15 protein-coding genes and 1 pseudogene are annotated in these 20,891 nt (G+C 72.5%); 4 read left to right on the top strand and 12 right to left on the bottom strand.

Annotated features, from left to right (window positions below):
• Positions 1-166: 166 nt before the first annotated feature.
• Positions 167-1,411, bottom strand: coding sequence for an FAD-dependent monooxygenase (locus ACLBXX_RS14640; protein ID WP_447658603.1), 1,245 nt, complete (start codon positions 1,409-1,411; stop codon positions 167-169).
• 103 nt (positions 1,412-1,514) lie between these two features.
• Between ACLBXX_RS14640 and ACLBXX_RS14635 the strand changes: the two genes are divergently transcribed.
• Positions 1,515-2,087, top strand: a complete 573-nt coding sequence (locus tag ACLBXX_RS14635; RefSeq protein WP_447658602.1) for a TetR family transcriptional regulator — start codon at positions 1,515-1,517, stop codon at positions 2,085-2,087.
• 300 nt (positions 2,088-2,387) lie between these two features.
• Here the strand turns inward: ACLBXX_RS14635 and ACLBXX_RS14630 are convergent, their stop codons facing one another.
• The 3 genes and pseudogenes from ACLBXX_RS14630 to ypfJ form a co-directional block, all read right to left on the bottom strand.
• The gene (locus ACLBXX_RS14630; protein WP_447658601.1) at positions 2,388-3,962 is read right to left on the bottom strand and encodes a DEAD/DEAH box helicase; all 1,575 of its coding nucleotides are present in this window, start codon (positions 3,960-3,962) and stop codon (positions 2,388-2,390) included.
• A gap of 760 nt (positions 3,963-4,722) precedes the next feature.
• Positions 4,723-5,697: pseudogene (pip, locus tag ACLBXX_RS14625) on the bottom strand (prolyl aminopeptidase); the annotation flags it as partial.
• On the bottom strand, positions 5,694-6,563 hold the full coding sequence (ypfJ, locus tag ACLBXX_RS14620; protein ID WP_447658600.1) for a KPN_02809 family neutral zinc metallopeptidase: 870 nt from the start codon (positions 6,561-6,563) through the stop codon (positions 5,694-5,696). The gene ypfJ and the pseudogene pip, both read right to left, overlap by 4 nt.
• Positions 6,564-6,656: 93 nt before the next feature.
• Here ypfJ and ACLBXX_RS14615 point away from each other — a divergent pair, with 93 nt between their 5' ends.
• From ACLBXX_RS14615 to ACLBXX_RS14605, 3 genes are all read left to right on the top strand, one after another.
• On the top strand, positions 6,657-7,679 hold the full coding sequence (locus ACLBXX_RS14615; RefSeq protein WP_447658599.1) for a malate dehydrogenase: 1,023 nt from the start codon (positions 6,657-6,659) through the stop codon (positions 7,677-7,679).
• Positions 7,680-7,733: 54 nt separating this feature from the next.
• Complete coding sequence (locus ACLBXX_RS14610; RefSeq protein WP_447658598.1) at positions 7,734-9,506, top strand: cation:proton antiporter; 1,773 nt, start codon at positions 7,734-7,736, stop codon at positions 9,504-9,506.
• A gap of 151 nt (positions 9,507-9,657) precedes the next feature.
• Positions 9,658-10,149 carry a recombinase family protein gene (locus tag ACLBXX_RS14605; RefSeq protein WP_387143448.1) on the top strand — a complete coding sequence of 164 codons (492 nt, stop codon included), beginning with the start codon at positions 9,658-9,660 and terminating at the stop codon, positions 10,147-10,149.
• Between the two features lie 36 nt (positions 10,150-10,185).
• On the opposite strand, the gene ACLBXX_RS14600 is transcribed toward ACLBXX_RS14605, so the two are convergent.
• From ACLBXX_RS14600 to ACLBXX_RS14565, 8 genes are read right to left on the bottom strand one after another with little or no spacing between them, the layout of a single operon-like run.
• Positions 10,186-10,929 (bottom strand): hypothetical protein, encoded by a 744-nt coding sequence (locus ACLBXX_RS14600; RefSeq protein ID WP_387143445.1) that lies wholly within the window; start codon positions 10,927-10,929, stop codon positions 10,186-10,188.
• Complete coding sequence (locus tag ACLBXX_RS14595) at positions 10,926-12,554, bottom strand: protein kinase domain-containing protein (RefSeq protein ID WP_447658597.1); 1,629 nt, start codon at positions 12,552-12,554, stop codon at positions 10,926-10,928. Before ACLBXX_RS14595 ends, ACLBXX_RS14600 begins: the two co-directional genes overlap by 4 nt.
• Entirely contained in the window at positions 12,551-13,960 is a 1,410-nt protein-coding gene (locus ACLBXX_RS14590; protein WP_447658596.1) for an FHA domain-containing protein, read from the bottom strand. The genes ACLBXX_RS14595 and ACLBXX_RS14590 overlap by 4 nt, the downstream gene beginning before the upstream one ends.
• Entirely contained in the window at positions 13,960-14,817 is an 858-nt protein-coding gene (locus ACLBXX_RS14585; protein ID WP_447658595.1) for a PP2C family protein-serine/threonine phosphatase, read from the bottom strand. Before ACLBXX_RS14585 ends, ACLBXX_RS14590 begins: the two co-directional genes overlap by 1 nt.
• Positions 14,814-16,106 (bottom strand): RDD family protein, encoded by a 1,293-nt coding sequence (locus ACLBXX_RS14580; protein ID WP_447658594.1) that lies wholly within the window; start codon positions 16,104-16,106, stop codon positions 14,814-14,816. The genes ACLBXX_RS14585 and ACLBXX_RS14580 overlap by 4 nt, the downstream gene beginning before the upstream one ends.
• The gene (locus ACLBXX_RS14575) at positions 16,103-18,631 is read right to left on the bottom strand and encodes a transglutaminase-like domain-containing protein (protein WP_447658593.1); all 2,529 of its coding nucleotides are present in this window, start codon (positions 18,629-18,631) and stop codon (positions 16,103-16,105) included. Before ACLBXX_RS14575 ends, ACLBXX_RS14580 begins: the two co-directional genes overlap by 4 nt.
• Positions 18,628-19,890, bottom strand: a complete 1,263-nt coding sequence (locus ACLBXX_RS14570) for a DUF58 domain-containing protein (RefSeq protein WP_447658592.1) — start codon at positions 19,888-19,890, stop codon at positions 18,628-18,630. Before ACLBXX_RS14570 ends, ACLBXX_RS14575 begins: the two co-directional genes overlap by 4 nt.
• A complete protein-coding gene (locus ACLBXX_RS14565; protein WP_447658591.1) occupies positions 19,890-20,861 on the bottom strand; it encodes an AAA family ATPase in 972 nt (323 codons plus the stop codon). Before ACLBXX_RS14565 ends, ACLBXX_RS14570 begins: the two co-directional genes overlap by 1 nt.
• Positions 20,862-20,891 lie beyond the last annotated feature (30 nt).

Raw genomic sequence — 20,891 nt, 5'->3', positions numbered from 1 at the left:
GGCGCCCGCCCGGGGTCTGGGCAGCGGACTCGGGTGGCGCAACACGACGGGTCGCACCGGAGATGCCGCGTGTCGTGACCCCCGGACTGTGACCCCGCCGCTTCGGGTGGCGCAACACGCGGGGTCATGCGAGCGGGCCCGCGCGTCGTGACGCCTAAGCCGCGCGTCAGCGGAGTGTTGCCGGCACCGGAATCTCGGGGAGGGGCAGCGGCGTGCCCCCGGCGAACATGCGGCGGACCAGCGGCAGCGCGGCGCGCGAGAACATCAGGCGGGTCAGCGCCCGCGACATCGCCGCCTCGAGCCGCGTCGCCGGGACCATCCGCTTGATGCCGCCGCCGGGGATCTCCTTGCCCTTGTCGGCGAACGGCGCGATGTCGGCCGAGTACGCCCGCAGCGCCCCGGGCGCATCGCCGGGCGTCGCCGCGAGCCGCGCCGCCAGCAGGTACGCGCCGATGAGCGCGACGGCGGTCCCCTGTCCCGTCATCGGCGAGCCGCACGACGCGGCGTCGCCGAGCAGCACCACCCGGCCGTTCGCGACGTCGGGAAGGTCGATGCGCACCAGCTCGTCGAAGTACAGATCGGATGCCTCGCCCAGCGCTTCGAGCACTGCCGGCGCGTGCCATCCGGCACCGGCGATGCGCTCACGGATCAGCGACTCCTGCGCGGCTCGGTCGCCGCGCAGTGCGGGGTCGCGGTCCATGCGGAACGTGAGGATCGCCTTCGACGTCGCCGGGTCGCGGTCGGGCCGGATGCCGAAGGTCGCTCCGGGCACGAACCGCATCGCGAACCAGTTCTCTTCGAGATCGGCCGGCGTCGGCATCGTGAAGAACGCGGCGTAGCCGCCGAGGTAGGTCGCGAACTGTTCCTCCGGCCCGAAGGCGAGGCGCCGAGTGAGGGAGTGCACGCCGTCGGCGCCGACCACGATGTCGAAGCGTTCGGGATTGGCGTGCTCGAACCGGACGTCGACGCCGGACTCGTCCTGAGCGAGCGCGGTGAGGCGGTCGCCGTACCGGAGGTCGAGCAGCCCCGGCGACTCTTCGGAGGCGGCGCGCAGCGCATCGAGCAGCACCTGCGCGAGGTCACCGCGCGCGATCTCGATCTCGGCGACCGCGCCCTCCCCGTCGAAGGCCGCCATCGACATGCGACCGAAGACCCTGCCCTCGCCGTCGACATACGACATGCCTTCCTCGTGCACGCGGAGGCGATCGATTCCGGGCATGATGCTCATGCGCTCGGCCACCTCGCGACTCGCACCGCGCAGGTCGACCGCCTGCCCGCCGGGACGCGGGGCCGCCGCCCGCTCCACGACGGTGGTCCGGATGCCAGACCGCACGAGTTGCAGAGCGAGGGCGAGACCGGCGATCCCGGCACCGGACACGAGGACGTGAGGCGTCCCGTCGAAGTCGCTCATGAGGCATCCCATCTCTTAGACGTTCGTATGAGACATATGTCTAACAGGTGAGTCGCACGTTTGTCTAGCACGTTCGTCTAAGACGCATCGGTACGATGGGCGCATGGGCAATCGCGAAGACCTCCTGGCCGGCGCGCGACAGGTGATCCTCGAGCGGGGCGTCGCCAAGGCCACTGCCCGGGACATCGCCGCTGCCGCGGGCGTGAGCCTCGCCGCGATCGGCTACCACTTCGGCTCGAAAGACGAGCTCATCAGCGCCGCGCTCACCGAGTCCCTCGGCAGCGGCATCGGCGACGCGATGGAGGCCATCGTCGACGAGACGGCCGCGCTCCCCCTGATCGACGGCTTCGCCACACTGTTCGACCGCATGCCCGAGATCTTCGCGGCCAACCGCGAGGCCCTGGTCGCGAGCCTCGAGAACTCCGTCCGCGTGTCGCGCGACGCCGGCGCGAGCCGGGCGCTGGCGGATGCCACCGAGCAGGCGCACCTCGGCATCGTCGAGGTGCTGCGCTCCGCGCGCCCCGACCTCAGCGCCGCCGACCTCGATGCGATCGCCAAGCTCGAGTTCGTCCTCGTGCAGAGCCTCGGCCTGTTGTGGATCATCAGCCCCGACTCCCTGCCCACCGGTGACGAGCTCGCCCGCGCGGTCGCCGCGATCGCCGGCGACGGCGCCTGACCGTCAGGCGCAGCTCGGAGATCTCGCGGGATTCGGATGGATTCGGCCCATCGGGCCGAATCCGGCCGGATCTCCGAGTTTCGCAGGGACGAGGGCCGCCCCGCATCGCGCAGCGCACCTCGCCGACAGGTCAACCGCGGTTCCACAGGACCGATCTCCGCGCACGCGTCCTGCAGAAGCCCGGTTGACCTGTCGGAGGGAAGGAGGGACGGATGCTGCGGCGCGAGGCCGCGGCGCACGCACAACGAAGACGCCCCGCCGCGGGGAGCGACGGGGCGTCTGGGAAGCGTGCGCTGGGGGTCAGCGGCCGCCGCGGCGGTTAGTGCCGTTGGGGCGGACGACCGAGCCGACCATGAGCTTGCCGGTGCCGCCCGACGAGGCGCGACGGCCCGGGGTGCGGGGGTTGCCGGTGGGCTGGGCCGAACGCGAGTGACCTGCGCTCTGGTCGTGACGCTGGTGCGAGGCCTTGTCGTGCGTGGTGGCGGCGTCGCGGCGCTGACCGCCCGTGGCCTGCTGACGGCCGGCGCCCTGCGCCGAACCGCCCTGGCCCGAACCGCGACGGCGACGGCCCGCGCCGGAGCGGCCGGCGGTGGCGGCAGCATCCGTCTCGCGTGCGTCACGCGCAGCGCGCTTGCGCTGGGCGTTCGCGCCCTGGCTGGTGCCGCGCGGCGTCTCGGCCACGGGGACCGGCTTGACGTACGGGGCGACCTTGCCGACGAGCTCGACGACCTCGGGCGAGGTCGCCGTGACGGCGACGGGCTCGACGGAGATCGCGGCCTTGCGCAGCAGCTGCGACACGTCGCGACGCTGCTCGGGGAGCACGAGGGTGACGACCGCGCCCTCGGCGCCGGCGCGGGCCGTGCGGCCGGAGCGGTGCAGGTACGCCTTGTGCTCCATCGGCGGGTCGACGTGGATGACGAGCTCGACGTCGTCGACGTGCACGCCGCGGGCCGCGACATCCGTCGCCACGAGCACCTTGACGGCGCCGGACGAGAACGCCGCGAGGTTGCGGTCGCGCGCGGCCTGCGACAGGTTGCCGTGCAGGTCGACGGCCGGGATGCCCTGGCCGGTGAGCTGCTTCGCGAGCTTCTTCGCCTGGTGCTTGGTGCGCATGAACAGGATGCGGCGACCCATGCCCGAGGCGAGGGCCTTGACGACGTCCTTCTTGGCGTCGGCGTCGGCCAGCGTGAAGACGTGGTGCGTCATCGCGGCGACGGGCGAGTGCGCCTCGTCGACAGAGTGCAGCACCTCGTTCTGCAGGAAGCGGTTGACGAGCTTGTCGACCCCGTTGTCGAGGGTCGCGCTGAACAACAGGCGCTGGCCGCCGGACGGCGTCGCGTTCAGGATGCGCGTGACACCCGGCAGGAAGCCGAGGTCGGCCATGTGGTCGGCCTCGTCGATGACGGTGACCTCGACGGCGTCGAGGTGCACGAAGCCCTGCTTCATGAGGTCCTCGAGGCGGCCGGGGCACGCCACGACGATGTCGACACCGGCGTTGAGCGCGTTCACCTGACGGTTCTGGTTCACGCCGCCGAAGATCGTGGTGGTCGTGAGGCCGTAGGCCTTGGCGAGCGGCGCGAGGGTCGCATCGATCTGCGTCGCGAGCTCACGGGTCGGCGCGAGCACGAGGCCCAGCGGGCGGCCCTTGCGGCGGGTGCCGCCGGCGAGCTTGCCGCCGAGGCGCGCGGCCATGGGGATCGAGAAGGCGAGGGTCTTGCCCGAGCCGGTCTTGCCGCGGCCGAGCACGTCGCGGCCGGCGAGCGTGTCGGGGAGCGTGTCGACCTGGATCGGGAACGCGGTGGTCTTGCCGTTCGCGGCGAGCGCGTCGACGAGGGGCTGCGGCACGCCGAGCGCGCCGAACGAGGTTTCGGTCATGAGGGATGTTCTCTGGGCACGCGAGTGCCCTGTCGGTGGCCGGGGCGTATCTCGCCCGCGGGTCGCCGTACGAAAGATGTCAGCGCGGTTCTTCGGATCGGGGTCCGGATGCCGGCGCGAGGGAAGCGTTCTACGACGCGAGAAGCGCAAGAATGCGCTGCAAGGGTTTCCACCCTACCAGTGGGCGGCTGGGCGTTCCCCGGCGCGGTCAGAGGTCGGCGGTGTCTTTGCGCTTCTTCGACCGCTTGCGGATGCGTTCCCGGCGGAGCCCCGGCTCCGCGGTCGGGACGGCCTCGGGATCAGGGTCGCCTTCGGGGCCGTCGGCGTCGAGGTCGGCCTCGGGCTCGGAGGACACCTCTGGCGAGTCCTGCTCATCGGACTCATCTGCCGCGGGCTCCGACTCATCGGGCGCAGGCTCGGACTCGTCCGGCTCCCCCTCAGCGTTTCCCGACTCAGACACCCCGGGCGCCGCCGCGGCCTCGTGAGCGTCAGAGTCGTCCGCCGGCGCCTCCGGCTCGTCCGCCGGCGCCTCGACGCCCTCCGCGGGTGCTTCCGCCTGCTCCGTCGACTCCTCGGCATCCTCCGCGGATGCCTCCGCGTGCTCCGCCGGCGCTTCCGCCTGCTCCGCCGACTCCTCGGCATCCTCCGCGGACGCGTCCGTCTCCGCCTGCTCCGCCGGCGCTTCCGCATCCTCCGCAGGCGCATCCGCCTCCTCCGCCGACGCCTCCGCAACCTCCGCAGGCGCATCCGCATCCTCCGGCGCCCGGTCCGCGAAGCGGTCCGTCGCGGCGCGCAGGGCGGACGCGATGCCCGGCTCGGACGCGGCGTGCGCAGCATCCGGGATCATCACGAAGTCGGCCTCGGGCCACGCGCGGCGGAGATCCCACGCGGTCATCGCGGGGGTGCAGACGTCGTAGCGGCCCTGCACGATGACGGCGGGGATGTCGCGGATGCGGCCGACGTTCGCGATCAGCTGCTCGGGCTCGAACCAGCCGCCATGAAGGAAGTAGTGGTTCTCGATGCGCGCGAACGCCACCGCCGCGCGGGGTTCCGTCATCGCCTCGATGAGCTCCGCGTCAGGGAGCAGCGTGAGGTTCGCGGCCTCCCAGCGCGACCACGCGACCGCGGCCGGAACGTGCACGGCGGGGTCGGGATCGGAGAGGCGGCGGTGGTAGGCCTGCATGAGCTGCGAGCGTTCGAGGATCGGGATGGGAGCGATGAATTCCTCCCACAGATCCGGGACGATGGATGCTGCGCCCCCCTCGTAGAACCACTCCAGCTCGTGGCGGCGCAGGGTGAAGATGCCGCGCAGCACGATCTCGGTGACGGCCTGCGGGTGGGCCTCGGCGTAGGCGAGCGCGAGCGCACTTCCCCACGAGCCGCCGAACACCTGCCACCTCTCGATGCCGAGGTTCTTGCGCAGCAGCTCGATGTCGGCGACGAGGTGCCACGTGGTGTTGTGGCGGAGATCGGCGTCGGGCTCGCTGGCGTGCGGGGTGGAACGGCCGCAGCCCCGCTGGTCGAGCAGGATGATGCGGTACCGCTCGGGGTCGAAGAAGCGGCGGTGCCAGGGCGACGTGCCGGCGCCCGGACCGCCGTGGAGGAACACCACCGGCTTGCCCTCGGGGTTTCCGCTCTGCTCGTACGCGATGCGGTTGCCCTCGCCGGCGATGAGCGTGCCGGTGTCGTAGGGCTCGATGGGCGGATAGAGGATGTCGGCGAGGTGTTCGTTCATAGGCTTCCCCCCGAGACGGCGAAGGTGTCGCACGCGGAGGGACCGTTCCGGTAGCCGGTCTCGAACCAGCCCTGTCGCTGCTCGCTCGAACCGTGGGTCCAGGATTCGGGGTTCACGGCGCCCCCGGATTCCTGCTGGATGTGATCGTCGCCCACCGCGCCGGCCGCGTTGATCGCGTCGGCGATCTGCTGCTGAGTGGGCTCCTTCAGATACGGTACGCCGTTCTGGTCGCGCTGCTCGGTCATGTCGCCGACCCACGCGCCCGCGAAGCAGTCCGCCTGCAGCTCGATCCTCACTCCGTTGCTGTCAGGCCCGGTGCCGTTGTTCGGGTGCTCGTTCATGATGCCGGTGATGCTCTGCACATGGTGCCCGTACTCGTGGGCGAGGACGTAGAGCTGCGCGAGGTCGCCCGCGGAGGCATCGAACTGCTGGCGCAGCAGCCCGAAGAAGGTCGGGTCGATGTAGACCTTCTCCTCGGGCGGGCAGTAGAACGGGCCGGTCTGGTTGGACGCCGTGCCGCACGCGGTGCCGGTCTGCTGGTCGACGATGATCAACTGCGGCGCACGGTAGCCCTGCACCTGCGACCCCCAGTACTGGTCGAGCACGACGCTGCCGGCGGCGAGGCGGCACTCGTCGTTGGCGTTCGCGTCGGCGCCCGTCTCGCACTGCTGGATCTCGGACTCCTGACCGGATCCGACCTGCGGCTGCGAGGGGATGATGCTCGACAGGTCCTGTCCGGTGAACAGCTGGAACAGGATCACCGCGATCGCACCGAGGCCGGCGATGCCGCCGCCCGCCACCGCGATGCCCCCGCCTCGACGCCTCGCCGTGTTCCCCCCGACGTTGGCGTTCTCATTGAACGTCATGCCGTCACGGTACCCCGACAGTCCGATCCTCAGCAGGAACCATTCCCGAATCGCCAGGAATGAGTACAATGCCGCCGGTCTAGGCTCGGGAGCATGGCGAGCGAACCCACGACCGTGACCATCACCGGCGGCGGAGGCCAGATCGGCTACGCCCTGATGTTCCGCATCGCAGCGGGCGACATGCTCGGCCCGGATCGTCCGGTTCGGCTGCGCCTGCTCGAGATCCCCCAGGGCATGCGCGCGGCCGAGGGCGCGGCGCTCGAGCTGCAGGACTGCGCGTTCCCGCTGCTGGCCGACGTCGACGTCACCGACGACCCGCTGACGGCCTTCAACGGCACCCGGATCGCGATGCTCGTGGGCGCGCGGCCTCGCACTGCCGGCATGGAGCGCGGCGACCTGCTCGCCGCGAACGCCGGCATCTTCGGACCCCAGGGCGACGCGATCGGCGCGGTGGCCGACGACAGCGTGCGCGTCGTCGTGGTGGGCAACCCCGCGAACACGAATGCGCTCATCGCCGCAGCATCCGCTTCTCCCGACATCCCCGCCGAGCGCTTCACGGCGCTCACGCGCCTCGACCACAACCGCGCCGTCGGCCAGCTCGCGGAGGTGCTCGGCGTCGCTCCCGGAGACATCGCCGACGTCGTGATCTGGGGAAACCACTCGGCGACGCAGTTCCCCGACGTGTCGCACGCGATCCTGCCCGACGGGATGCCGGTGCTGGAGGCCCTGGCCGAGCGCCTCGGCGGCGAGGTCGCAGCGACGGCGTGGCTCGACGACGTCTTCATCCCGCGCGTCGCGAAGCGCGGCGCCGAGATCATCGAGGTGCGCGGGTCGTCGTCGGTGGCCTCGGCAGCGAACGCCGCCATCGATCACGTGCGCGACGAGCAGCTCGGCACCCGCAGCGGCCTGACCTCGGCGGCGGTCGTCTCACGCGGCGAGTACGGGGTGCCCGAGGGACTGGTGTGCTCGTTCCCGGTCACCTCGCGCGGCCACGACCACGGTTATCGCGTCGTCGAGGGACTCGACCTCGACGATCGCGCACGGGCACGGGTCGCGGCATCCGTCGACGAACTCGTCGCGGAGCGCGACGCCGTCCGGGCGCTCGGCGTGCTCTGACGCGCTCGACGGTTCGCCGGGGGCCGGGACGGGCCCGGCAATAGGCTCTGAGTCGTGGAAGCCCTGATCGTCGTCATCATCGCGATCGTGGTGATCGCCCTCGCCACGGCGGTCGCGCCCAAGCTCGGGATCGCGGGGCCCCTGATCCTCGTGCTCGTCGGCGGCGCGGTGAGCCTGCTGCCGTTCCTCGAGATCCCCGAGATCAACCCCGAGTTCATCCTCGTCGGCGTGCTGCCTCCGCTGCTGTACTCGGCGGCCGTCTCGCTCCCCGCGATCGAGTTCCGCCGTGACTTCGGACCGATCGCCGGGCTGTCGTTCCTGCTCGTCATCCTGAGCTCTGTCCTGCTCGGGCTCTTCTTCATGGCCGTGATCCCCGGTATCCATCCGGCCGTCGCTGTCGCGCTCGGGGCGATCCTCAGTCCCACGGATGCTGTGGCCACCTCGATCGTCAAACGCCTGGGTGTGTCGCGCCGCGTGGTGACGATGCTCGAGGGCGAGAGCCTGCTCAACGACGCGACCGCGCTGGTGCTGCTGCGGACCATGATCGCCTCGGTCGGGCTCGCGACCGGCGTCAGCGGCGACACCCGCATCGGGTTCGGGTTCATCCCGGCGTTCGCGTGGGGCGTCGTCGTCGCGGTCGTGGTCGGCGCGATAGTCGGGTGGCTCAACCTGCGACTGCGGTCGCTCATCAAGAACTCCGCCGCGAACACCGCGATCGGCTTCGTGGTGCCCTTCATCGCGTACATCCCCACCGAGGAGCTCGGCGGATCGGGCCTCGTCGCCGCGGTGGTCGCGGGCATCGTGACCGGTCAGGGTGCGGCCCGGTGGTTCACGCCCGAGCAGCGACGGTCGGACGAGCACAACTGGCACACGATCGAACTCGTGCTCGAGGGCGCGGTCTTCCTCATCATGGGGCTCGAGCTCAGCGACATCGTCGAGCAGAACGTCGAGCAGCACAACGGCCTCGGGACGGGCCTCGGGATCGCGCTCGGCGCGCTGGCGATCATCATCGCGGCGCGCGCCGGGTACGTCTCGCTGCTGGTGTGGCTGCAGAGCCGACGCGCCCGCGGGCGGCAGCGCACGCGCCTCGAGGCGATGAACAGCCGGCTCGATCAGATCGCCGACGGCACGGCCGTGCCGGACCCGCGATATCGCGGCCGTCGCGGCGAGGTCTCGTTCGACGACCCGCGGGCCCAGCGGCGCCTCTCGTCGATGCGGTCGCGCGTCTCACGGGCGCTCAGCGACCTCGATTACTACCAGGCGTCGCCGCTCGGGTGGAAGCACGGCGCGATCATCGTGTGGGCCGGCATGCGCGGCGTCGTGACGCTCGCGGCGGCTCAGACGATCTCGAGCGACGTCACCGACGACCGCGCGCTGCTGGTGTTCATCGCGTTCGCGGTCGCCGTGGGCAGCCTCATGCTGCAGGGCTTCACGCTGCCGTGGCTCGTCAGGGCATTGCGGCTCGAACGCCCGGGCGACGACAGCCTCGACAAGGCCGAGCAGTCGGCACTCGACGACGAGCTGCGCGATGCCGCGATCGGCGCGCTGTCGAGCCCCGCGCTGCGCCGCCGCGACGGATCCGCGTTCGACGACGAGCTCGTCGAACGCATCGGCAGCCGCATGGTCGACCCGCCCGACGACGCCGACGGGCTCCCGACCCGCGACCTGCTGGAGCTGCGGCTCGCGATGATCGAGGCGATGCGCGGGCGCCTGAACGAGCTGTCGTCGGGCGGCGAGTACAGCACGCCCGCCCTGCGCCACGCCCTCGCCGAGCTCGACGCCGACCAGCTCAGCCTCGAGCTGCGCCTCGACGACGAAGAGGACTGAGCGCGGCCTTGCCGCGACCGCTGCAGTTCCCGGCACCTGCTGCGTCGCGCGACGCAGCAGGTGCCGGAAAGTGCAGCACTTGTCGCGAGGGCACCGCGTCGCCGCATGACGGCGGTGTGAGGGACAATGGTCGGGAGCGAGGGGGCCTCACATGAGCGAGACGACGAAGACGCCGGATGCCGCGCACACGCACGCGGCGCCGACTCCGGGGTCGGTCGCGTCCGATACCGCGCCGCTGCATCTGCCGCACCAGGCAGCCGAGTGCCCCAAGTGCTTCACCGAGCTGCAGCAGAACCGCAACTGGTGGCTCGCCCAGCCCGCCGGCTCACGTCTCGTCGGACTCGTGATCGCACGCGACGACATGCCGTCCGTGGTCGAGCAGCGCGGCGATCTCACGCGCTTCGGCGTGCCGATCGAGGGCTTCCGTCACCCGGCTCCCGAGACCCTCGAGTCCTGGGAGGACCGGCTCGTCCGCCTGTTCGGCACGCTCGTCCGGGGCGATGTGCTCGTGGTCGCGAACGTGCACGCGCTCGGCCGCGACATCGACGAGGAGACCCGCACCGTCAACGAGCTGCACCGCCGCGGTGTGGTGGTGAAGGTCGTCAGCCACGGCGGACGCCACCTGTACGACGCCGGGCGCTGACGCGCCTCACCCGGATCAGCCGACGAGCGGCGCGACTCAGGTCTCGTCCGCTTCACTCTCGCCGCGCAGCGAGCTCTCCTGCTCGACGTCCAGGAGAGGGAGGTCGTCACGCGTGACGAGGCGTGCCGCGATCGCGTGCTCGACGAGTCGCACGCGGCGGTTGGTGGCGTACGAGCGCACCCCGCCGCGCATGCCCGGCACGCCGACGCGGTCGAGCTTGTCGCACACGTTGTCGAGCTTGCGGTTGAAGCGCGTGAGCGTCCAGCCGAGCCGCTCGGCGGCCTGGGCCGACGTCGGCAGCTCGCTCATTCCGGTGCCGTCGCGCCGCAGCACGGGCTCGGCGAGCGCGAGGATCATGACGCGCTGACTGTGCGTCAGCGGCACCTCGCCGATCGTCGAGAGGCCGTCGTCGTCAGCGGGCGGCTGCGTGTCGCGGAAGGTCGGCTCGGCCGCGTGGATCGTGAGCTCGTAGGTCGTGGGGCCGGCACTGAAGATGACGGATGTCGCGGCGAAGACGAGCGGCAGCCGTGCACCGGGTGCGAGCCAGGCCTGCACCCGCCCGCCCGAGTCGGTGACCGTCGCCGACAGGCGCGAGCCGACGTTCGAGAGCAGCCAGAGGCCCTCGACGTTCTGGATCGTGAGGAAGTTGCGGTGCAGGAACAGGTTGTCGTCGATCGCGAGGTCGCCCTCGCGCCCCACCGTGAACACGGTGCCGGGTTCGACGGAGAACTCCTCGCCCGCGAACTCGACCCTGAGCTCGTCGACCTCTGCGGCTGTCACGGTGTGCACCCCCGAGTGGGCTCGTTCTGGAACTGCCCGTTCGCGCGGACCAGCTCCACGTCGACACAGGTGGGTCCCGAGGCAGCGGCCGGCACGATGATCTCGGCCGCGTCGACGGGCTCGGGTTCGGGATCGCTGTCGCTCACCGACACCGGCGTGACGAGGTAGTGGTCGCCGTCCTGCGGGTCGGGGTTCGTCCACGTGAACCTCACGCCGCCGTCGACCGGCGTCCCGACGACGTCCGTGACGGCGGGGATGACGGCCGAGATCGGGTCCTGCGGCCTCGACGACTCCGTCGGCTTCGGCTGCTCCTGCGCCGTGCCGGACAGGATGCCCGGCAGCGACACCCCGACGATGACCGCCACGATCACGAGCGCGGCGGCGCCGAGCCCGATCCAGAGTCCGGTGCGGCGGCGACGCGGGGGCGCGGCATCCGTCTCCTCCTCCCGGGGCGGGGCCGCGTCGAAGGCGGGAGCGCGCACGATCGTCTCGTCGAGCGACACCGGCAGGTCGACCTGATCGCGCCGGACCGTCTGCTCGTACGCCGACGGGGGCGCGGGTGCGCGGCGGGCGACCGTCTCGGTCTCGACGGGCGCCGGGTCGAACCGCGGCGCGACGGCGGCGGCGCTCGGCGCCGTGACCGCCGACGGTCGGGTCATACCCGCCGCGGGGGTCGTCTCGGGGTTGATGCTGACGACGCCGCGGACGCGGGTGAGGCCGTCGTCCTCGTCCTCCTCGATGTCTTCGGGGACGTGGTCATCGAGGATGTCGATGGGGGTGACCGAGTGCGACAGCTCGATCTGCACGGTCTGCAGCGCACGCGCGAGGGCGAGCGCGCTCTCGTAGCGGTCGGCCGGCGCCTTCGCCATCGCGCGCTCGAGCACGCGCTGCAGCGACACCGGCACGTCGGCGCGACCGAGGGCGGGGAGCGGCAGCGTCTCGATGCGGTGGATGAGCTCGGCCGCGCCGTTGCGCTGACCCGGCAGCTCGAACGGCGAGCGTCCGGCGAGGAGCGTGTAGACGGTCGCACCCAGCGCGTACACGTCCGAGCGCGGGTCGCTGCGGGGCACGTCGGCGAACGACTCCGGCGGCGACCACGGGATCGACAGGCCCGCCGACTCGGCGGCCGCGTTCGTGGTCGAAGCGATGCCGAAGTCGGTGAGCGCCGGGCGGTTGTACTCGGTGACGAGGATGTTCGCGGGCTTGATGTCGCGGTGCAGCACGCCCGCGCGGTGCGCGGTCTCGACGGCGGCCGCCACCTGCACGCCGACGCGCAGCGACTCCGCGATCGAGAAGGGCTCGCGCCGGTACCGCACCTGCAGGTTCGGCCGCGGGCAGTACTCCATCACGAGATAGGGGCGGCCGTCCTTCGCGACGCCGGCCTGGTAGATCGTGACGATCGCCGGGTGCGTCGACAGCATCGCCATGACGTTCGCCTCGGCGGTGAACTCCTCCACCGAGCCGCTCGACATGCGGTCGGTGAGCAGCACCTTGACCGCGACGCGACGCTTGGGCAGCTGCTGCTCGTACAGGAAGACGTCGGCGAAGCCGCCTGAGCCGAGCAGGTCGACGTAGGTGAAGCCGGGAAGATCCGGCGGCGCCATGGGCGCGCGCTTGGCGCTCACGACAGCCCCTCGATCGCGACGGTGATGCCGTCGCCCAGATCCAGCACATCGCCCGGGATGACCACCGTGCTCTCGCCCGGGTGCAGCCGCACGGGGTCGGCGCCCTGGCGCAGCAGCGTCGTGCCGTTCGTGGTGCGCAGGTCGGTCGCGACGATGCTCTCGCCCTCGACCCGCAGCTCGACGTGGCTGCGCGAGATGTCCTGCTGAGGGCTGTCGACGGCCACCAGATGCGGCAGATCGGTGCCGCTCACGCGTGTCGAACGCGGGCGCCGGCCGATCACGACGGTGCGGTCGAGCGGCAGCACCTGCCCCGTCGACACCCGGATGCGTCCGGGGGCGGGCGGGCGCGGCGGCGCGAGCGGCGCAGGGGCCGAGTCGATGGGGAACCCGGATGCCGCGCTCCCCGGTCCACCCGCCGCTTCACGCAGTGCACGGGCCTGGGCCAGTGAGATCGTCGCGCCGTCGTGGTCGCCGGCGGGCGGCGCGGCGGGAGCGGGCTCGGGGTTCTCGCCGAGGCGGACGGGGCCGTCGTCGGCGGACCGGATCACCGTGGCACCCCAGACGTCGTCGAACGCCGTCGCCGCGGCGAACTCGTCGTCGCCGGCCGGCGCCGGGCCGGCCGGAGGCAGCGGCACCTCGGTCGCAGCGGGCGGGGTGAGCGCCGAGTCGAGGGGAAGCAGGGTCTCGGCGTCGACGACCGACGGCACGGAGGTCGAGTCGATGAGCTCACCCGGGGCCGCCGAAGGAGTCTCTGCGACCGCGGCATGCGAGGTCCACGCACTGCGGACCGGTGCTTCCTCGGCGGATGGAGCCGGGGCAACGGGCGCCACCGGGATCGCGGGCGCCTCCGCCGGTACCGGCGCGTCGACGGCGTCAGCGGGCTCCGATGCCGCAGGCGCCGCGACCTCGCGCCGGCGCGGACCCGGTGCGGCCTCGGCCGGGACATCACCGGCAGCCGACGCCGCACCTGCGGGCGCAGCATCCCATTCGATCCTGCTCGCCAGCACGATGCCGTCGGCGATCTCGAACTCGGCCGGGCCGTCGGACCCCGGCGTCGTGAGCGCGACGCGCACCGCACCCGGGATGACGCGCTCGGTCCACGTCGTGACGCCGGCGCCCGACACGCTCTCGGACGCCGCGCCGTCGATGTCGAACGCGAAGTCGCCGCGCACGGCGACGCGGATCCCGTCGCCGTCGGCGAGTGCCACCGCGAACGCGGGGATCGCGGTGAGAGACGCGCCGTACGCGCCGGTGAGCGCCTCGATGACGCCGCCGAGGCCACGGCCGTCGGCGAGCACAGACCGGATGCGGGTGAGCAGGGACGCCGAGGCGCCGGGCTCGAGCACGGCGAATCCGCGCGGGGTGACGGCGACCGGTGTGGTTCCCGGGGCGTAGAGCGTGGGCATCAGAATCCTCCCGCGAACACCGCGCGGGGCAGCGTGTCGCCGTCGATGTCGGCGTCGTCGGTGGTGTCGGCGGCGCTCACCGGCACCGTGTCGCGCTCGGACGCGCGGCTCGTGCGGGTGCGCACCGCGAGGGCGTCCACGACGATCGCCGTGATGTTGTCGCGGCCGCCGCGCACCATCGCCTCGTGCACGAGCCGGGTCGCGGCCGCCTGCGGGTCGGCTTCGGCGAGGAGGATGCCGTGGATCGCATCCTGCTCGAGCTCGCCCGAGAGTCCGTCGGAGCACACCAGGATGCGGTCGCCGTCCTCGGCGGGGATGAGCCAGTAGTCGGGCTCGGCGTCGCTGCCCGCTCCGATCGCGCGCGTGATCACGTTGCGGCGGGAGTCGCGCTGTGCGGCGTCGGCGGCGAGCTGTCCGCTGTCGACGAGCTCCTGCACGACCGAGTGGTCGACGCTCACCTGCTCGAAGTGGCCCTCGCTGAGGCGGTAGGTGCGCGAGTCGCCCAGGTTGAGGGCGAGCCAGTAGCCCTCGCCGTCGACGTCGGCGATGACGACACCCGCAAGGGTCGTGCCGGCACCCGCACCGGCGCCGGCCGGCAGCGCCGCGACGCGGCGGCGCGCGGCGACGACCGCGGCCTGCACGTCGTCGATGGTCAGGCTCTCGCGACCGGTGAGGCCCGAGAACTCCTGGATCACGGTCGCGCTGGCGATCTCGCCCGCGTTGTGACCGCCCATGCCGTCGGCCACGAGGAACAGGGGCGACACCGCGAGGTACGAGTCCTCGTTGATGCGGCGGCGCAGGCCCGCATCCGTCGACGCCCCGAACGCGACCGCGATGGGCGGGGTGGTCCCGGTCATCGTGCGAGCCCCACCGTCACGCGCCGGTCGCCGAACTCGAGCGTGTCGCCGTCGCGGAGGTTCGTGCGCACGCCCGGGGTGAGCGGAATCCGTCCGCCGTCGCGGACGAGCGTCGTGCCGTTGGTCGAGTGGCGGTCGGCGATCCACGTGCCGGCGGTGTCGCCGCCGACCTCGAAGTGCGTCTTCGACAGCGACAGCGTCTCATCGCGCACGGGGATCGCGACCGCGCCGTCCTCGCCCGCGGGGTTGCGGCCGTAGAGGGTGCGCCCGTACACGGCCATCCGCGTGCCGTCATCCCACGTGAGCACCGCGAGCACCGGCGCGCCGTCGTACAGCGCGGCCCGCTGGGCGGGCGGCGGCACGACGATGCGCGTGGCCTCGACGTCCTCTTCGACGGACGCGGGGATGACGGATGCTGCGAACGCGGGTGCTGCGGCAGGTGCGATGGCGGTGGCGGTCGCGGTGGCGCCGAGCGGCTCGGTCGTCGTCGCGGCAGGGAACGGCATCGTGACGTCGGGGAAGGGCTCGGCCGCGCGGGTGAAGGGAGGCTCGTGCGTGATCCACGGGACATCGGCGATCACACCGGTCGGCACGGGAGCGGCGGGCCGCGTTGCGGCCGGGGCGGGCGCGCGCGTGAATCCCGGTGCGGGCAGGGGTGCAGGCTGCAGTGGCGGCGCGGGCGGCAGCGGTGCGGCGCCGGCGGGTGCGGCCAGGTAAGGGTTCGCCGCGGTCATGGCGGCGAGGGCGGCCCCGGCTGGGCCCCCGGCTCCGGAGGCTCCGCGCGACGCGCCAGCGGCGAGTGGAGGGGAACCGGGGACCGCCTTCCGGACGTCGACGACCACCGCGCGCGATGCCATGTCGTGCCAGCCCTGGCGGCGGCGGCTTGCGTCGAAGAGGGGCGTGAAGTAGCCGACCACGATCGACGCGGCGAGGCTGAACACGAGGTTGCGGAGGATCGCGCGCCAGAAGCCGATCGGGGCGGCCGAAGAGGCGTCGTGCAGGCGCAGCCCGAGGATCCGCTGCCCGATCGACCCGCCGCGGCTGCCCTGCATCGCCGAGTAGACGAGCCACCAGGCGAACAGCAGGAGGCCGATGCCGGCGTAGCTCAGCAGGATCATGACCGCCAGGCCGTCGCGCTGCCACGCCGGACCGACGCCGAAGATGATGCCCACGACGATGCCGACCAGCACGGCGCCGATCACCCAGGCGACGCCGATGTCGATCGCGAACGCCCCCACACGGCGTCCGATGGTCGCCGCGGGGGCGGCGCCTGGCGGGCTCACGGTCATTCGTTCTCCTGTGCGGGGTGGGCGGAGCGCTCGGGTGCGCTCCGGGTCTTGCTGCCGCGGCGCGAGCGCCGGGTCGACGTCGGGGCCGGACCCGCGTCCGGCGCGTCGGGCTGCGCGCCGGCGACGGCGTCAGGCGTCGGCGTCGGGCGCGGTGCCCGTGCCGGACGCGCGGGCAGGGCGAATCGCGTGCCCTCGAGGAGTGTACGGATGCTGAGCCTCGCGCCGAGACGCTGCCACACCGAGCGCCCCTTCCCCATGCCGCCGACGATCTCGTCGACCTGCATCCAGAACGCGGCGATGTCGTCGGGCGACGGCTCGGTGGGACCGAACACCTCGAGGTCGGCGCGGGAGGCCAGGGTCGCGACCCGCGGCTCGGCGAACGCCGCGGTGAGCACGCCCGCGTCCTCCTGGCGCGTCGCGCCGGGGCGCACCGGCGCCCCGAAGTCCGAGGCGCGGTCCACGAGTTCGTCCCACCCGCCGCTGATGCGGTCGGACGCGCGCTCGGCTTCGAGGCGCTTGCGGCGGCGCGTGGCCTTCAGGGCTCCGATCACGATGAACGGCGCGAGCAGCACCGCGAGGAGGCCCAGCAAGCCCGCGCCGATCGACACGATGGTCCACAGCAGCCCCGCGTCGAAGGCGTTCTCGTCTTCCGAGCCGCGGTCGTCGGCGACGGTCGGCGGCAGGTCGACGGGCTCGGCGGGCGGGGGCGGCGGCTGCAGCACCTGCGGCTTCGGGTCGGCCTTCGGCTTCGTCGTCTGGTCGCTCGGGACCTGGTCCTCGGGCGGCGTCGGGTCGAACGGCACCCACCCGGCGCCGTCGAACGCGACCTCGACCCACGCGTGGAGCGTCTCGCCCGTCGCGGTGTAGACCGGCTCGCCGGCCGCGTCCTCGTCGGGGTAGAACCCCATGACGACGCGCGCCGGGATGCCTACCTGGCCGGCCAGCAGGGCCATCGCCGTCGCGTACTGCTCGTCGTCGCCCACCATCTGCTCCGAGCCGAGCAGCGTCGCGATGCGCTCCGCGCCGTGGCCGGCGCGCGAGAGCGGCTGGCCGGCGAGGCCGTGGCTGAAGTAGCCGCCCTCCGACAGCATCTGCTGCAGCGCGCGCACCTGCTCGACGGGTGTCTCGGCTTCGGCGACGGTCTTCGACGCGATATCGGCCAGCGCCTCGGGCACACCGGTCTGCTTCGGCATCCTCAGCGGCGCGAAGCTCTGGTCGCCGAGCGCTTCGTCGCTCGGCACCTGGGGGATCACAGCGTCGAGCGTGTACTCGTCGCCCTTCTCGAGCCCGACGGTGACGACTCCGGTCTCGGTCGCCTCGTTGTAGTGCGCGGTGCGACGGAGGTCGTCGGCGCGGTCGCCGTCGAACGTGACGCTGCGGACGGCACCGGCATCCGGCATCCACACGCTCTCGAGCTCCCCGATCTCGACGTGCACCGTCGCGGGCGTGCCCTCGGCGTCGGCCGACATGTTGGTGCGGGCGGGCGCGAAGGCACTGGACGAACCGCTGCCGTCGTCCGACACGTTGTACACGGTGCCGTTGTACGCATCCATCGTCGCCAGGCGCATGCGGGCACCCTCGGGCAGGCCGCTCACGGTGAAGAGCGGGTCGTCGGGGTGGTCGCGCACGTAGGCGCGGAAAGACTGCAGGGGGCTCGCGAACTCGCGGATGTCGAACGGCGGGATCACGACGTCGCGCAGCACGTACCGCGGTGACGACGGTGCCGCGAACCCGCTGGTCGCGACGCCGACGACGGCGGCGATCGCGACGACGGCGGCGCCCATCAGCACGCGCCGCACGCCCGCGCCCGACTTCGCCGACCCCTCGCCGACCGCGATCGCGGCCGCCTGCGGCTGCCACGCCTGGCGCAGGGCCAGCCACACGACCGCGACGAGACCGAACGCGACGCCCTGCACCACCGGTACGAAGGGCTCCGACGTGCCGAGCGCGATCGCGATCGCGAGGAATGCGGCGGCCGGGATCAGCGCCCACGCGGCGCTGCGCAGCCGCACGGCGAGAGACGTCGTCAGCACCGCCGCGACGAGCGACAGGATGAACGGCACGATCAGGTGGCCGTCGTCGGTCGCCACCGGAGCGATCGTGGTGAGGAGCTGCTTCCACGACATGACGGCGCCGAGCGCGAGCTGGCGCAGCGTCTCGATGGTGGGGATGACGCCCGCGACCGTGGTGTGCGGCAGGGCGAGCGCCCCGCCGAAGAGGAAGTAGACGGCGATCGTGGCGGCCGTGAGCACCAGGATGCCCCAGCGGAAGAGCCGGCCGAGCACGCCGAGGCCCATGCCGAGCACGAGCCCGCCGAGGGCGGCGACGAGGTAGCTCGCGCCGTCGAACGTCGGCGCGAACCCGACGACGGGGATGAGCAGCAGCAGCGCGACGGCGCCGAGGTCGAGGATCCAGCGGCGGGCCGGGAGCGCGTCCGCGCGCGGAATGCGAGGAGTGGCTGCTGCCGCCCGCGGCGGTGCAGCCGGCTCGGCGCGCGTCGGAAGCGGCGTGACGGGCGCGCTCATGCGAGCACCTTCCGGAGGGCGTTCGGGAGCTGGTCGAGCGCGCCGAGGGTCACGACATCCGCTTCGCCGATCCTCCGGAGGGAGGGCGCGGTGTCACCCGGCGACGCGACCACGGCGAGGACGCGTGCGCCGAACGGCAGGCGACTGCACGCGGTGCGCAGATCGTTGGAATCGACCTTGCTGCCGCACACCAGCACGACCACGCTCGCGAGGGGCAGGGTCGCGGCGACGACGCCGGCGAGCTCGACGACCGAGCCGGCCTTCGCCTTCGAGTGCCCGAGCGCCGAGAGCGCGTCGAGGAACTGCTTGCCCGTGCCGGCCGGCAGCGCGCGCTCCTGCACGCGCACCTCGACGCGCTGCGAGTCGCGCAGGGCGCGCAGGCCCAGGGAGCCCGCAGCCGAGATCGCGAGCTCGAACTCGTCGTCGTCGCGGTAGTCGCCGGGGCTCGTCGACAGGCCGATCACGAAGTGCGAGCGGCGGGTCTCCTCGTATTGGCGCACCATCATGTGGCCGGTGCGCGCGGTCGACTTCCAGTGCACGTGGCGGAGGTCGTCGCCGGGCTGGTACTCGCGCAGCGCGTGGAACGAGACGTCGTCCGGCGACAGGTCGGTGGCGGGAAGGCCCTCGAGGTCGCGGAGGAACCCGAGCGACTGCCCGTCAAACAGCACGGTGCGCGGGTGCACGAACAGGTCGACCGGCTCGTCGCGGCGGTGCACGCGCTCGAAGAGGCCGAGCGGATCGCCGCGCACGACGCTCACCGGGCCGACCTTGACCACCGCGCGACGCGACGTGGGGATCGCGAAGAGCTCCTCGGCGGATTCGCCTGCGGCCAGCCGGTTCACGTCGAAGACGCCGCGCCCGCCTCCGACCGGCAGCAGCACGCGCGACGGGAGGATCGCGCGCGAGCCGGTGTTGGCGAGGGTGAGCGCGCCCACGGCGCGCTCCCCCACCACGACGCGCGTGCGGTTGAGATCGAGCGACACGTCGTAGGCCGTGCGGCCGATGAGGAACAGCAGGCACAGCGCCAGCACGACGGTGATCGAGATCGCCGCGACGGTGAGCTCCCACCAGCCGAGCGACTGGCCGGCGATCCACAGCGTGAGCGCACCGGCGATGAGCACCCAGGCGACGGGGCGCACGACCCCGAACACGCGGCCGAGCACCGCGCCGACGCGCCGGAGCGCGCCGAGCATCAGCTGCCCGTACCAGGCGCGGCGGTCCTGAGCGGTCGCCGTCTGCCCGAGTGCTTCGGTCGTCATCAGGCCGCGGACCTCGCCTGCGGTGCGGCCACCGACTCCAGGACGCGCCCGATGACGGTCTCGGCCGACGTGCCGGCGAACTCGGCCTCGGGGTCGAGCACGATGCGGTGCGTCCACACCGGTGCGACGAGCGCCTTGACATCGTCGGGCAGCACGAAGTGGCGGCCCTGGGCGGCGGCGTAGACCTTGGCGATGCGGATCATCGCGAGCGAACCGCGCACCGAGACGCCCAGGCGCGTGGCCGGGTCGTTGCGGGTCGCCTCGGCGAGCTGCGCGGTGTAGCGGAGCACGGCGGGGTCGACGTGGACGGTGCCGGCGAGGTCGGCCATGTCGGCGACCGCGCCCGTCGTGATGATCGCCGGCAGGTGCGCCGACGGGTTGCGGTCGGCCGCGCCCGCGAGGATGCGCTCGGCCACCGCGAGGTCGGGGTAGCCGATCGAGGTCTTCACGAGGAAGCGGTCGAGCTGCGCCTCGGGCAGCTTGTACGTGCCCGCCTGCTCGATGGGGTTCTGCGTCGCGATGACGAGGAACGGGCGGCCGACCTCGTGCGCGACGCCGTCGACCGTGACGCGCGACTCCTCCATGACCTCGAGGAGCGCCGACTGCGTCTTCGGCGAGGCGCGGTTGATCTCGTCCGCGAGGACGATCGAGGCGAAGACCGGGCCGCGGTGGAACTCGAAGCGGTGCGAGGTCTGGTCGTAGATCGTCACGCCGGTCACGTCCGACGGGAGCAGGTCCGGCGTGAACTGGATGCGGCTCGACGTGCCCTGCACGGTGGCCGCGAGCGCCTTGGCGAGGCTCGTCTTGCCCGTGCCCGGGGCATCCTCCAGCAGCACGTGGCCTTCGGCGAGCATCGCCGAGAGCACCAGCCCCACGACTTCGCGCTTGCCCATGAGGGCCTGGTCCACGTTGTCGACCAGTCGCGCGAAGGTGCCCTGGAACCAGGCCGCCTGTTCGGGGGTCATCGTCATGAGTTCGTCTCGCTTCTCGTTGGGATGTCG

It is taken from the genome of Microbacterium sp. C23T (assembly GCF_053345975.1).
The sequence above is the reverse complement of the archived record's forward strand: the minus strand, read 5'-3'. Positions and strand labels throughout refer to the sequence as shown.

Bases quoted from the DNA above. Each gene is read 5' to 3' on its own strand.
- ACLBXX_RS14615 (WP_447658599.1), top strand. From the start codon at position 6,657: ATGGCGAGCGAACCCACGACCGTGACCATCACCGGCGGCGGAGGCCAG.
- ACLBXX_RS14565 (WP_447658591.1), bottom strand. From the start codon at position 20,861: ATGACGATGACCCCCGAACAGGCGGCCTGGTTCCAGGGCACCTTCGCG.
- ypfJ (WP_447658600.1), bottom strand. From the start codon at position 6,563: ATGACGTTCAATGAGAACGCCAACGTCGGGGGGAACACGGCGAGGCGT.
- ACLBXX_RS14570 (WP_447658592.1), bottom strand. From the start codon at position 19,890: ATGACGACCGAAGCACTCGGGCAGACGGCGACCGCTCAGGACCGCCGC.
- ACLBXX_RS14580 (WP_447658594.1), bottom strand. From the start codon at position 16,106: ATGACCGTGAGCCCGCCAGGCGCCGCCCCCGCGGCGACCATCGGACGC.
- ACLBXX_RS14575 (WP_447658593.1), bottom strand. From the start codon at position 18,631: ATGAGCGCGCCCGTCACGCCGCTTCCGACGCGCGCCGAGCCGGCTGCA.
- ACLBXX_RS14640 (WP_447658603.1), bottom strand. From the start codon at position 1,411: ATGAGCGACTTCGACGGGACGCCTCACGTCCTCGTGTCCGGTGCCGGG.
- ACLBXX_RS14630 (WP_447658601.1), bottom strand. From the start codon at position 3,962: ATGACCGAAACCTCGTTCGGCGCGCTCGGCGTGCCGCAGCCCCTCGTC.
- ACLBXX_RS14585 (WP_447658595.1), bottom strand. From the start codon at position 14,817: ATGACCGGGACCACCCCGCCCATCGCGGTCGCGTTCGGGGCGTCGACG.
- ACLBXX_RS14590 (WP_447658596.1), bottom strand. From the start codon at position 13,960: ATGCCCACGCTCTACGCCCCGGGAACCACACCGGTCGCCGTCACCCCG.
- ACLBXX_RS14605 (WP_387143448.1), top strand. From the start codon at position 9,658: ATGAGCGAGACGACGAAGACGCCGGATGCCGCGCACACGCACGCGGCG.
- ACLBXX_RS14635 (WP_447658602.1), top strand. From the start codon at position 1,515: ATGGGCAATCGCGAAGACCTCCTGGCCGGCGCGCGACAGGTGATCCTC.